Origin of the sequence: Streptomyces sp. CB01201, assembly GCF_002803085.1 — a bacterium.
Lineage (GTDB): Bacteria > Actinomycetota > Actinomycetes > Streptomycetales > Streptomycetaceae > Streptomyces > Streptomyces hundungensis.
This window is the reverse complement of the sequence record NZ_NNBJ01000035.1, coordinates 15,078-27,799: the sequence shown is the minus strand read 5'-3', so window position 1 is coordinate 27,799 and position 12,722 is coordinate 15,078. Positions and strand designations below refer to the sequence as shown.

Sequence of the window (12,722 nt, the reverse complement as noted above, 5' to 3'; positions counted from 1 at the left end):
CCCCCGTGCCGCGCCCCGGCCCCCCCCGGGCCCCGGCGCCCCCGTACCGCGCCCCCGGCAGAAGCTTCCGCAGCCCGCCCCGCCCCGCCCCGGCACTCCCCACCCATACTCCGCGCGCCCGCCGGAGGCGTCCCCGCGTATGGGACCCGTCAAGGACTCACCGCGGGCCGTAAGAGGGACGTCAACGAGGGCTGAACGTGCCTGATGAGGAGGTTTCCTCAGGGTGTCCGTTCGTTTCGAGCCTCTCTGAGGCCTCTCTGAGGAGTCCACGATGGCCGATCTGGCCTTCGTCGTCACCACGCTCGCGGTCTTCGCGCTGGTGGCGCTCATCGCCAAGGGGGTGGCAAAGCTGTGACTGCCGAGAACATCGTCGGCCTGATCGTGGCCGTCGCCCTGCTGGGTTATCTCGTCCTCGCCCTTGTGTACCCGGAGAGGTTCTGAGTCCCACCATGTCTCCTGTCGTAGCCGGCGTGCTCCAATTCGCCGCCCTGGCCGTGGCGTTGGGCCTGGCCTACCGTCCCCTCGGCGACTACATGGCCCGGGTCTACTCCTCCGACAAGCATCTGCGCGTCGAGAAGTGGATCTACAAGGCCATCGGCGCCAACCCCACCACCGAGATGCGCTGGCCCGCCTATCTGCGCGGCGTCCTCGCGTTCTCCCTGGTGAGCGTCCTCTTCCTGTATCTGATGCAGCGCCTTCAGGGCTCGCTGCCCGGTTCGCTCGGCTTCGTCTCGATCCCCGCCGACCAAGCCTTCAACACCGCCGCCTCCTTCGTGGCCAACACGAACTGGCAGTCGTACTCCGGCGAGCAGACCATGGGCCACGTCGTGCAGACGGGCGGCCTCGCCGTGCAGAACTTCGTGTCCGCGGCCGTCGGCGTCGCCGTGGCCGTCGCGCTGGTACGCGGCTTCGCCCGCTCTCGTACCGGTGAACTGGGCAACTTCTGGGCGGACTTGGTGCGCGGCACCGTCCGCATCCTGCTGCCGATCTCGGTGATCGGCGCGATCGTCCTGGTCGCCTGTGGCGCCATCCAGAACTTCTCCGGCATCCACGGGGTGGGACAGTTCCTCGGCGGCTCCCAGCAGTGGAACGGGGGCGCGGTCGCCTCGCAGGAGGCGATCAAGGAGCTGGGCACCAACGGCGGCGGCTACTTCAACGCCAACTCCGCCCACCCCTTCGAGAACCCCAACGGCTTCACCAACCTCTTCGAGGTCTTCCTCATCCTGGTGATCCCGTTCGCGCTGACCCGTACGTTCGGCAGGATGGTCGGCTCGGTCAAGCAGGGATACGCGATCCTCGCCACCATGGTGACGATCTGGGTCGGTTTCACCGCGCTGATGATGTGGACCGAGTTCCACCACGGCGGCCCCGCGTTCGATCTGGCCGGCGGCGCCATGGAGGGCAAGGAGAACCGGTTCGGGATCGGCGGCTCCTCCATCTTCGCGGTGGCCACCACCCTCACCTCGACCGGTGCGGTGGACGCGTTCCACTCCTCCCTCACCGGCTTCGGCGGCGGCATCACGATGCTCGGCATGCAGCTCGGCGAGATCGCGCCGGGCGGCACCGGCTCCGGGCTCTACGGCATGCTGATCATGGCGATCATCGCGGTGTTCATCGCGGGCCTGATGGTGGGGCGCACCCCCGAGTACCTGGGCAAGAAGATCGGCACCCGCGAGATCAAGTTCGCGGCCTGCTACATCCTCGTCACGCCGGCCCTGGTCCTCATCTTCACGGCGATCGCGATGGCCATGCCGTCCACGCTGACCTCGCTGACCAACTCGGGCGCGCACGGCTTCTCCGAGGTCCTGTACGCCTACACCTCGGGTGCCAACAACAACGGTTCGGCCTTCGCCGGGCTCAACGCGAACACTCCCTGGTTCAACACCAGCATCGGACTCGCCATGCTGCTCGGCCGGTTCGTCCCCATGGTGTTCGTGCTCGCGCTCGCCGGCTCGCTCGCCGAGCAGACGCCGGTCCCGGAGACGGCCGGCACCCTGCGCACCAACAAGCCTTTGTTCACCGGCCTGTTGGTCGGCACCGTGATGATCGTCGCGGGCCTGACCTACTTCCCGGCACTGGCCCTCGGCCCCCTCGCGGAAGGCCTGGCGTCATGACCACCGGTACGAAGAACACGAAGAACACGCAGAACGCGAAAAGCACACAGGACTCGAAGACGTCGCGGGAGCCCGGCTCCCTCGGCACGAAGAAGCACGAGGAGCCCGGCTCCATGTCCACCGCGACACCCACCCGCGCGCCCCACGACGACCTTCCCGGCGGGCACAAGCCCGAGGCCGGACGCGTCGGGGGCGGCATGTTCGACCCGAAGCAGCTGGTCAAGTCCTTCCCCGACGCGGTGAAGAAGCTCGATCCGCGTGTGATGGTCAAGTCCCCGGTCATGTTCGTGGTGGAGATCGGATCCGTGCTCACCACGGTCCTCGCCGTCAAGAATCCGGGCGACTGGTTCGGCTGGGCGATCGCCGCCTGGCTGTGGCTGACCACGATCTTCGCCAACCTGGCGGAGGCCGTCGCGGAGGGCCGTGGCAAGGCGCAGGCGGACACCCTGCGCAAGGCCAAGACGGACACCGTCGCCCGCCGCCTGAAAGGGAGTTCGGAGGAACAGGTCCCCGGCACCGGGCTCAGGATCGGCGATCTGGTGGTCTGCGAGGCAGGCGATGTCATCCCCGGCGACGGTGATGTGGTCGAGGGCGTCGCGAGCGTCGACGAGTCGGCGATCACCGGCGAGTCCGCGCCCGTCATCCGCGAGTCCGGCGGCGACCGGTCCGCGGTGACCGGCGGCACCAAGGTGCTTTCGGACCGGGTCGTCATCAAGATCACGACGAAGCCGGGCGAGACGTTCATCGACCGGATGATCAACCTGGTCGAGGGCGCGGCACGGCAGAAGACCCCCAACGAGATCGCGCTCAACATCCTGCTCGCGTCCCTCACGATCGTCTTCCTGCTCGCGGTCGTCACCCTCCAGCCGTTCGCGATGTACGCGAAGGCCGAGCAGTCCATGATCGTGCTCGCCGCGCTGCTCGTCTGTCTGATCCCGACCACCATCGGCGCGCTGCTGTCCGCGATCGGCATCGCCGGCATGGACCGCCTGGTGCAGCGCAACGTACTGGCCATGTCCGGCAGGGCGGTCGAAGCGGCCGGTGACGTGTCGACGCTGCTCCTGGACAAGACCGGCACCATCACCCTGGGCAACCGTCAGGCTTCCGAGTTCGTGCCGGTCAGGGGCACTACCGAGGCCGAGGTCGCGGACGCCGCGCAGCTCTCCTCCCTCTCGGACGAGACGCCGGAGGGCCGCTCGATCGTGGTGCTGGCGAAGGAGAAGTACGGCCTGCGCGAACGTCACCAGGGCGAGCTGACCGGCGCGGAATGGGTGGCCTTCACCGCCCAGACCCGTATGTCGGGCGTCGACGTGGACGGACGCAAGGTCCGCAAGGGAGCGGCCGGTTCGGTGGTCGCATGGGTCGAGGAGCAGGGCGGCAGTGTCGCAGAGGACGCCCGGGCGCTCACCGACCGGATTTCCGAGGCTGGTGGCACGCCGCTGCTCGTGGCTGTGGAAGACGCTGACGGCGCGCGGGTCCTGGGTGTCATCCACCTCAAGGACGTCGTCAAGGAGGGCATGAGGGAGCGGTTCGACGAACTGCGCCGCATGGGCATCAAGACGGTCATGATCACGGGCGACAACCCGCTGACCGCGAAGGCGATCGCCGAAGAGGCGGGCGTGGACGACTTCCTCGCGGAGGCCACCCCCGAGGACAAGATGGCGCTCATCAAGCGGGAGCAGGCCGGCGGCAAGCTGGTCGCGATGACCGGTGACGGCACCAACGACGCCCCGGCACTCGCGCAGGCGGACGTCGGCGTGGCGATGAACACCGGCACGTCGGCCGCGAAGGAGGCCGGCAACATGGTCGACCTCGACTCCAACCCGACCAAGCTCATCGAGATCGTCGAGATCGGCAAGCAACTCCTCATCACCCGAGGGGCGTTGACGACCTTCTCGATCGCCAACGACGTGGCGAAGTACTTCGCGATCATCCCTGCGATGTTCGCGGTGGTCTATCCGGGCCTCGACAAGCTCAACATCATGAGCCTGCACAGCCCCGAGTCCGCGATCCTCGCCGCGGTGATCTTCAACGCGCTGATCATCATCGCCCTCGTGCCGCTGGCCCTGAAGGGCGTGCGCTACAAGCCGACCAGCGCCGACCGGATGCTCCGGCGCAACCTCGGGATCTACGGCCTCGGCGGCCTGATCGCCCCCTTCATCGGCATCAAGATCATCGATCTGCTCATCTCCCTCATCCCCGGGCTGTAATCCCTCGAAAGCGTGCTGATCCATCATGAACAACTCCCTTGGAAACACTGCACGGTTGCTCGGCGCCGGCCTGCGCGCCCTGCTGGTCCTGACCGTCGTGTGCGGAGTGATCTATCCGCTCGTGGTGACCGGGATCGCGCAGGCGGCCTTCAGTGACAAGGCCAACGGGTCCGAGATCAAGTCCGGTGGCCAGGTGGTCGGTTCCGCGCTCATAGGGCAGCGCTACGACCTCCCGAAGAAGGACCCGGCCAACGCCGACGAGGCCGCGGTGCCGGATCTGAAGTGGTTCCAGCCGCGCCCCTCCAACGGGCTCGGCACCAACAGCATCAACACCCAGTATCAGCTGCTCGTCTCCGGCGCGACCAACCTGTCGGGCGACAACGAGAAGCTGATCCAGCAGGTCAAGGACGCCAAGGAGGCGGTCGTCAAGGACAACTCCGTGCCCGGCTACCAGGTGGACCCGGCCGATGTCCCCGCCGACGCGGTCACCTCGTCCGGCTCCGGCCTCGACCCGCAGATCTCCCCGGCGTACGCGAAGCTCCAGGTCCACCGGGTTGCCGAGAAGAACCACCTCGACGTCCGGCAGGTCCAGAAACTCGTCACCGACAACACCGACGGCCGCATCCTCGGCTTCATGGGCGAGCCGGGCGTCAACGTCCTCAAGCTCAACGTCGCGCTCAGGGAACTCACCCAGAAGTGAGCGCCTTACGTCACTCAGGAAAGGCGGCACACCGATGACCCGGGTGCTGGTGGTCGAGGACGAACCTCAGCTCGTACGGGCTCTGGAGATCAACCTCAAGGCACGCAAGTACGAGGTCGACGCGGCGCAGGACGGTGCCGCCGCCCTCCAACTCGCCGCCGTACGGCCCCCGGACGCGGTCCTGCTCGACCTCGGGCTGCCCGACATGGACGGCATCGAGGTGCTGAAGCGGCTGCGGATCTGGTGCCGCGCCCCGATCCTGGTGGTCTCGGCGCGCACCACGTCCGACGAGAAGGTCGAGGCCCTCGACTCGGGCGCGGACGACTACATCACCAAGCCGTTCAGCATGGACGAACTGCTGGCCCGCCTGCGGGTGGCGACCCGCAGGGTGGCCCCCGCGGTCAGGAGCGCGGACGGCGGAGTCGTCACCACCCCGGCCTTCACACTCGACCTCCTCGCGAAGAAGGCACGGCGTGACGGCCACGACGTACGGCTCACCCCGACGGAGTGGCACCTCCTGGAGGTCCTGATCCGCAACCGCGGCACCCTGGTCACCCAGCGCCGCCTCCTCCAGGAGGTGTGGGGCCCCACCTACCGCACCCAGAGCAACTACCTCCGGGTGTACATGGCCCAACTCCGCCGCAAACTCGAATCCGACCCCTCGCATCCGCGCCACCTGATCACGGCGCCGGGGATGGGATACCGGTTCGAGGCGTGAGCGCGGGCGGGCGTACGTCGGGTCTCGCCCGGCGCGAGGGCGGTACCGGCACGGTGTCCGTCACGGGACCCGGCCAAGGCGCCCGCAGCGGCCCGGCACCTCACGGAGCCGGGCACTCACGGCCTGTCTTCCTCGTCGAGTCGCAACAGGGCCTCAAGCGTCGCGCTCAGTACGTTCCAGCGTTCCTGCGGCAGGCCGTGTGCCTGGCGCAGGGCGATGCCCCGGACGTCGCCGCGGCCGGACAGGGCCGCCTCCAGCGGGTGGACGGCGCGTACGGTCCCTTCCGGCCCGGATCGCAGCACGGTGAGGACGGGGCGCAGGGCCCGGCTCAGCGCTTCGGAGGCAGGAGCCGTGAAGAACGCCTCGCCTCCTTCGACGCCGAAGAAGCCGACCAGGCCGTGCAGGAGTTCCACGCTGGGGACTTTCTGGCCGGAGCACACCTTCCGTGCCCAGACGGCGGAGACGCCCAGATGCCGGGAGACGCTGCCGGCCAGGTCGGACATGCGCTGGCCGGTCCGTGCCAGGTGGGCGTCCGCGAGGGCCTTGACGCGGGTGCGGACCCGATCGTTGACGGTGTCGACGGGCGGCCGGCCTCCGCGCAGCAGGACGCGGACGGTGTCCACGGGCAGGGCCGTCCGCGCCGCCAGCTCCCGGGGATCGAGCAACTCCGGCCGGGGCGTGCCCTGTTCGCGGACGAGCGCCCGGAGTTCCTCAAGTGCCACGGGCAGGGGCGGGAGAGAGTCCACTGAAAGCTCCGGGGGTCGCGGACGGCCGGGCTGGTGTCGAGCATGCTACGGGCAGTATCAGGCGAAACAACGATCGTTTACCGCCAAGTTGCCGATCGCGACGGTATTCACCGCTGCATATCGGCCGTGACCTCCCACTCCGGTTGGACGGGATGCGGGGCGCAATGCGCGATGAACGTGCTGGTGTTCGGGGTCGCGGCTTACCGGGTGGCCCGCTTCCGCCCCCTTTCAACGATCGTTCGTTTGCTGAAAAGGATCGTTGACACCATGGAGGGGCCATAGCACGATCGTGGCGAAGGTGGCCGTCGGTGGGACGAGTTCCTCTGCTCTGTCAGCAGAGCGCGTCGCCGGCAGAGCAAGTCGCCTGATTTATCACGGCATTGGAGTCTGTACATGCCTGCGTCAGCCCTGCCCGATGTTCCCGGACCGCCCGAGAATGGCCGAGCCCGGCATATGGGGTATCCGTAACGCCCTGTGCGGCTTTTGCCGATGCGAGAGCGCGGCCGGGGGTTGGGACGGACGGGGGAACGGAAATGTCAACGCTGCGCTATTTGGTGGAACTGCCCCACCTTGCAATGGAGTTCGCCGATCCGGCGAACCGACTGGCCCACGGCGACCGCGGTGTCGTGGGCGTGCACTTCACCGCCGTGCTTCCCGCCGGCGGCGGGACGGACCTCGCCGACTGCCTGGTGATCACCCCGGTGGAGCCGATGCGTGCGCTGCCGATGGCGCGCGCCGACCGGCTGCTGCGCGGCCTGAAGGAGCAGCGGGCGGCAGGTCTTGCCGTGGTGGTCCAGGACGACTCGGCGTCCGACGTACCGGTCGCCGTCCGGCAGGCGGCGCGGCGCCTCGCGCTGCCCCTGCTGGTGACCGGTGCCGAATCCGCCGAGTGGCCCGTCGTGGACCGGGACCTGGCCCGCAGCTGGCAGAGGCAGGCGAAGCGGCGGGTGGACCGCATTTCCGGCTTCCTCGGCCAGCTTCCGGGGCGCCTCGGGCAGCCGGGTGTCCAGTGCCGTCTGGTGGCCGGTCTGGCCAACCCCCTCGGCGCGTATGTCCTGTTCGTGGAGGCGGGGGCCGTGGCGGGGGGCCGGGGCAGGTGGTCCGAGAGTCCGGGCGAGGTGCCGAGCGCCTACCGGTACACGGCCCGGGAGGCCGCGCGAAGCGCGGACACGGCCCGCGGAGCGCACCTGCGCAACGGCCTCCACGTGATGCGGGTCCCGGTCGGGCGGGATGCCTCCGCCGGGGCGCTGGTGGTGGTGGCCGGTACGTCGTTCGACGAGGAGTCGAAGACGTTGGTGGAGCACACCGCCAAACTGCTGGCCCTGGTCCCCGACGCACAGCAGGCGCAGCGGATCAGCGACAGCGCCCGCGAGGTGAGACTGGGCGTGTTCCATATGCTGATGGGAGGTCAAGTCGCTCTGGCGCAGCGGGTGTTGGAAGGTCTGGCTCCCGGCATGTTGCAGACCGAGAAGGCCCGCGTCTACGTCATTTCGGGCCCCCCGCCGGACCGCGACCGGACCGCGGACCAGCTGGAGGCGGACCTGGAGGAGCGGGCCCTGCTGGTGCGGTGTCCGGCGCGCGACGACGACATCATCGTCGTCGATCCCCTGCACGACCCGGAGCAGGCGCCCGACAGCGTGGCGCAGATCCTGCGGGACCGGGTGGCGGCGCTGCCGGACCTCGCCATGGGCGGCAGCCGTCCGCATCCGCTCGCGGAGGTGGCGGAAGGCTATGGCGAGGCGTCGAACGCGCTGACCGCCGTACGGCACGGCTTCGAACGGGTCGGCATGTTCGACGGTTCGCCGCAGCTGGCGCCCCTGCTGGGCGGCGGCGCGCACCGCTGGGCGGAGCGGGTTCTGGGGGCGCTCCTCGACATCCCGTACGCCACCAGGGACGAGCTGATCACCACGGTCCGTATGACCCTGGAGTTCTCCCACACCGAGGCCGCCCGCATCCTGGGCGCCCACCGCAATACCGTGGCGGCGCGCACCGCACGCGTCGCCGAGATCCTCGGTCGCGGCCCGGAGCCCCTCGACCTCAAGGACGTGCGGGTCAGGGCGGTTCTCCAGCTGGCCCTGTCCCTGCTCCACTCCTGGAGCCCCGCGCCCGTGCCGCCGCTCCCCGGGGACTCGCTCGCCGAGATCCTGCGCTGCCCGGCCGCCCACGCCTGGGCCCGGAGCCTGCTCAAGCCCCTCCAGGACGACCCGCGCGGGCTGGCGGACACGGTTCGCGCCTGGGTGGAGTGCAACCTCAACGTCGACGACACGGCAACCGTTCTCGGCGTCGCCCCGATGACCGTACGCAAACGCCTCCGTCGGGCCGAGACGCTGGTCCAGCGCGATCTCACCCGGGGCCTGGCGGGCGCACACGCCGTCGTCCTCGCCATGGCCATCGCCACCGGAACTCCGGAACTTCCGCCCTTGTGTTAGCGGAGGCGTCGCTTGTCGGCGGAGGCGTCGGTGTGGGTCCGCGCCCGCTGTTTCACCAGCCGGAACAAAGATCGAGCGGCTGTGCAGGATTCACCTCGCCCTCCTGCCGGACTGTGCACCCATGTAATGCCCAATGCGCCCCGCAGCGGCCTAGCGTTCAAGGAGGATCGAACATCGAACGCCGTCAACTCCGCGCGTCTGTAAGGGGATTCAACCCCTGTGCGGTGTTGTTCGCCCCCATGGGTTCGTCCACATACATTCGCCACCATCGTAGGAGGGGAGCATTCATGGGAGATTTTCGGGGGAAAACGCCATGCGTATCAACCGGGAGCCGTCGCGACGGCTCATCGGATCTCGTCAGGATCACCTTTCTGGGCACGGGCGCGGGAACGAGCGCGGGCGCGGGTGGGGGTGCGGGTATGAGCGCCGGTACGGGCATGAGCCGCCGGCCCGGGGTTCCACGCTCAGGGGAGCGGTATCAAGGACCGGCGGCCCCGGAATTACCGGCAACCGCCGCGGATCCGGCCCGGCGGTGCGGCGCGCACTGCGCTCCGCCGGACCTGCCGACCCATTTGCTGCCCATCGTCGACGCCCTGTTGTCCGGGCAGACGGACGAGACGGCCAGCCGAAGGCTCGGCATCTCGCCGCGCACCTACAGCCGCCGTGTCGCGGATCTGCTGGAGCACCTGGATGTCAGTACCAGGTTCCAGGGCGGTGCGGAGCTGATACGCCGAAGCCAATCGGCCGCCTCGTGAACAGTTATGACTGCGCGTCAGCTCGGTCGAGTGGGCGCGGTCCCGGCTTGTCCCGGTCCACCCGGGGCAGGCCCCCGGCAGGGGGCGCCGGGCGGTGGACGCCGAGCGGTCGGGCCGAGCGGGCCCAGGGGCGGGGCGGGCATCAGACGACCCCGTCCTGGATCTTGGCCATCTCCGTGTCGGCGGCCACGGCCGGCACCTCGTAGTCACGCCCGGCCATCCGCCACCACACGGTGGCCAGGGCGAGCACCGCGACCAAGGCGATCGGGGCGTAGTTGAAGGTGTCCACGGAGACCCATGCGCCCGTGTCGGGCCGGGTCTGGGGCAGGCAGAACAGGATCGTCACGAAGGCGACCCAGGTCACCGCCACCACACCGATCGGGACACCCCAGCGGCCCAGGTTCCAGGGGCCGGGGGAGAAGTGCCCGCGGTTGCGGATGCGCAGGTAGATGGGGATCGCGTAGGCGGGTGTGATCCCGATGACGTTGATCGCGACGACCGCGTTGTACGCGGTGGGGCTGTAGAGCGACGGCAGCGCGAGCAGGGCGGCGACCGTGACCGACAGCCACACCGCGGCCCGCGGGGTGCCGGTGCCCGGGTCGACCTTGCGCCACAGATGCGATCCGGGCAGCGCGCCGTCGCGGGAGAACGCGAACACCATCCGCGAGCAGGCGGCGACCTCGGCGTTGCCGCAGAAGAGCTGGGCGACGATCACGACCAGGAGCAGTGCCTCGGCGCCCCCCGGACCCAGGGCGTCGAGGAAGATCTGGGCCGGCGGCACCCCCGTCGAGGTGCCCTGCACGCCCGCGTAGTCGCGGATCGCGAAGGTCAGGCCGACCAGCAGGACGAAGCCCGCCGCCCATGACCAGGTGATGGCGCGCATGATGCCGCGCGGCGCCGATACGGAGGCGTTGGTGGTCTCCTCCGACAGATGGGCGGAGGCGTCGTAACCGCTGAACGTGTACTGCGCGAGCAGCAGCCCGATCAGCACCACGTACCAGTCGGCGGACCAGCCGGTGTCGTTGACGAACGTCGTGAACACGAAATGGGCGGACTGGTGGTGGGAGGGCACGATGCTCAGGGCGGTGACGATGACGGCCACCCCCGCGAGGTGCCACCACACCGAGACCGAGTTCAGTACGGAGACCAGACGGACGCCGAACAGGTTCAGGACGGCGTGCAGGGCCAGGATCACGAGGAAGATGGCGATGGTCTTCTGCGGGGTGGGTGTGAACCCGAACTGCAGGTTCAAGAACGCCCCGGTGAAGGCCGCGGCACCGTAGTCGATGCCCGCGATGGCACCGAGCAGCCCCAGCAGGTTGAGCCAGCCGGTGTACCAGCCGGCCTTCTTGCCGCCGAGCTTGTCCGCCATGAAGTACAGGGCGCCGGAGGTCGGGTAGGAGCTGGTGACCTCGGCGAGACCGGCACCGACGAACAGCACCATGAACCCGACGATCACCCAGCCCCACAGCATCACCGAGGGGCCGCCGGTCGCCAGGCCGAATCCGTACATGGTCATGCAGCCGGACAGGACGGAGATGACGGAGAAGGAGATCGCGGCGTTCCCGAAACCGCTCATCCGGCGGGTCAGGACCGGTTTGTACCCGAGGTCGCGCAGCCGGTCGTCGTCGCGCTGCGGTCCTCGTAACGGTCGGTTGGCAAAGGACACGGACATTCCTCCTGAGGAGAGTCGGGGAGTCAGGCGGGACGGGCCCGGCGGGCGGCGCCGCCGGCCGTGCGTGAGCGGGCGGGGCTGAGGCATTCGGAGCGCGCCCGTACGAACGCGCGGACCGCGAGCCCCGCGTTGGTGGGATCCTCGGTGACGAATGCCCAGGGCAACCGGGTCGCGTACTGGCCGAGCGCACGGAACACCTGCGCCGCCTCCGTGTACTGACGGCCCGCCCACAGCGCGTGCGCCAGGTAGTTGAGATCACCGACCGAGGCGATCGTTCCGGTGTGGGGCCAGCCCTGGAAGGCGCGTTGGACGTCCCAGATCACCGGTTCCCTGGCCCATTGGCCGTGCGACAAGGGATCCGCGGTGCCGTCCTCGCGGTGCCGGCGGTAGTTCTCCACCCACGCGTACAGCGGTAGGAGGCGGAGCGGGGAGTCCTCCGGCGCCCAGGAGGTGACCCACTGGGCGAACCCCAGGGCGTCCGCGTTGGTGGTGTGGGGACAGGCATAGAGGAACTGCTGCATCCGGTGGTAGGCCTCGCGGTTGCCCCAGTCCCGCTCGTGCACCGCGCGCAGCAGACCCCAGGGACCCGCCGGCAGCATCGGTTCCCACGGAGCGCGCCAGTTCCACGGGTATGCGAGATGGACGTCCACCTGGGCGAGCGCCAGGAGGGCGACCCAGGGAACCGGGTCGGTGGGAGACGATCCCTTGATGGCCACATCGCAGTCCTGCTGGGCCTGTTGGGCCAATTCCGCCGCTCCCGCACGGTTGCCGCGATGAGCCTGGAGGCTCCGCTCCACCGAGACCCGGGCCTGCATCACCAGGGCGTCCGCACTGTGCGGCTCCTCGGCGAGCCACGCCTCCATGACATCGGAGCGGGCGGCCGCGGCGGCCAGGACCTGCGTGCGCGATGTCCGCACCGCCCAGTCGTCACCGGTGTGGGCGAGCAGCTCCCTCGTCGCCCGCCAGCGCCTCGCCTGTACGTCCTCCAGGGCGCTGCGCAACTCCGAGTCGAATCCGGCGGGATGGTAGATCGGCGTGAACTCGCGCAGATTCCCGGAGTCGCGCCCCATCACGCGGTCCAGCCGCGCCGAGTCCACGACACGCGCGCCTCAACGAGCGACGTCCAAAAGGTGGTTGACCATGTGGTTGCGGCGGAGCGGGAAGCGGGTCGAGGAGTGCGGGGACCATACGGCACCGGCGTCACGCCAGTCATGGGATTCCTTGGGTGAGGTGAGCGGGCAAATGGCCGGATGAGGAATTTCGGTCACCCGGCTGAATCGATGGGCTTCGAAAATCGGCGGAAGGCGTGCGGGTCATCGCAATGGGACGGCGGAATGCGGAGCGCATGTCCGAGCCCCGGGGAGGCCGGTGCGAT

Annotated in this window: 9 protein-coding genes; 6 read left to right on the top strand and 3 right to left on the bottom strand. The window is 69.3% G+C overall.

The window, feature by feature from the left end; genetic code table 11:
• The first annotated feature begins 351 nt into the window (after positions 1-351).
• The 5 genes from kdpF (at position 352) to CG740_RS38885 (ending at position 5,742) form a co-directional block, all read left to right on the top strand.
• The gene (kdpF, locus tag CG740_RS38905; protein ID WP_063801986.1) at positions 352-441 is read left to right on the top strand and encodes a K(+)-transporting ATPase subunit F; all 90 of its coding nucleotides are present in this window, start codon (positions 352-354) and stop codon (positions 439-441) included.
• 8 nt (positions 442-449) lie between these two features.
• Positions 450-2,114, top strand: coding sequence for a potassium-transporting ATPase subunit KdpA (gene kdpA / locus CG740_RS38900; protein ID WP_100580050.1), 1,665 nt, complete (start codon positions 450-452; stop codon positions 2,112-2,114).
• Positions 2,115-2,227: 113 nt separating this feature from the next.
• A complete protein-coding gene (gene kdpB, locus CG740_RS38895; protein ID WP_100580053.1) occupies positions 2,228-4,324 on the top strand; it encodes a potassium-transporting ATPase subunit KdpB in 2,097 nt (698 codons plus the stop codon).
• Between the two features lie 25 nt (positions 4,325-4,349).
• Entirely contained in the window at positions 4,350-5,024 is a 675-nt protein-coding gene (locus tag CG740_RS38890; RefSeq protein ID WP_100580049.1) for a potassium-transporting ATPase subunit C, read from the top strand.
• Positions 5,025-5,058: 34 nt separating this feature from the next.
• Entirely contained in the window at positions 5,059-5,742 is a 684-nt protein-coding gene (locus CG740_RS38885) for a response regulator (protein ID WP_100580048.1), read from the top strand.
• Between the two features lie 116 nt (positions 5,743-5,858).
• Here the strand turns inward: CG740_RS38885 and CG740_RS38880 are convergent, their stop codons facing one another.
• The gene (locus CG740_RS38880; RefSeq protein ID WP_234376762.1) at positions 5,859-6,488 is read right to left on the bottom strand and encodes a hypothetical protein; all 630 of its coding nucleotides are present in this window, start codon (positions 6,486-6,488) and stop codon (positions 5,859-5,861) included.
• A gap of 533 nt (positions 6,489-7,021) precedes the next feature.
• Here CG740_RS38880 and CG740_RS38875 point away from each other — a divergent pair.
• Positions 7,022-8,917 (top strand): PucR family transcriptional regulator, encoded by a 1,896-nt coding sequence (locus tag CG740_RS38875; RefSeq protein WP_159030560.1) that lies wholly within the window; start codon positions 7,022-7,024, stop codon positions 8,915-8,917.
• 897 nt (positions 8,918-9,814) lie between these two features.
• Here CG740_RS38875 and CG740_RS38865 read toward each other — a convergent pair.
• Together CG740_RS38865 and CG740_RS38860 are read right to left on the bottom strand one after the other, a co-directional pair.
• Entirely contained in the window at positions 9,815-11,347 is a 1,533-nt protein-coding gene (locus CG740_RS38865) for an amino acid permease (protein WP_100580045.1), read from the bottom strand.
• A gap of 23 nt (positions 11,348-11,370) precedes the next feature.
• Positions 11,371-12,444, bottom strand: a complete 1,074-nt coding sequence (locus CG740_RS38860; RefSeq protein WP_234376761.1) for a hypothetical protein — start codon at positions 12,442-12,444, stop codon at positions 11,371-11,373.
• Positions 12,445-12,722 lie beyond the last annotated feature (278 nt).

Excerpts from the sequence above, each read along its gene's own strand:
- CG740_RS38875 (WP_159030560.1), top strand. The coding sequence starts at position 7,022 with ATGTCAACGCTGCGCTATTTGGTGGAACTGCCCCACCTTGCAATGGAG.
- kdpA (WP_100580050.1), top strand. The coding sequence starts at position 450 with ATGTCTCCTGTCGTAGCCGGCGTGCTCCAATTCGCCGCCCTGGCCGTG.
- CG740_RS38890 (WP_100580049.1), top strand. The coding sequence starts at position 4,350 with ATGAACAACTCCCTTGGAAACACTGCACGGTTGCTCGGCGCCGGCCTG.
- CG740_RS38865 (WP_100580045.1), bottom strand. The coding sequence starts at position 11,347 with ATGTCCGTGTCCTTTGCCAACCGACCGTTACGAGGACCGCAGCGCGAC.
- kdpB (WP_100580053.1), top strand. The coding sequence starts at position 2,228 with ATGTCCACCGCGACACCCACCCGCGCGCCCCACGACGACCTTCCCGGC.
- CG740_RS38885 (WP_100580048.1), top strand. The coding sequence starts at position 5,059 with ATGACCCGGGTGCTGGTGGTCGAGGACGAACCTCAGCTCGTACGGGCT.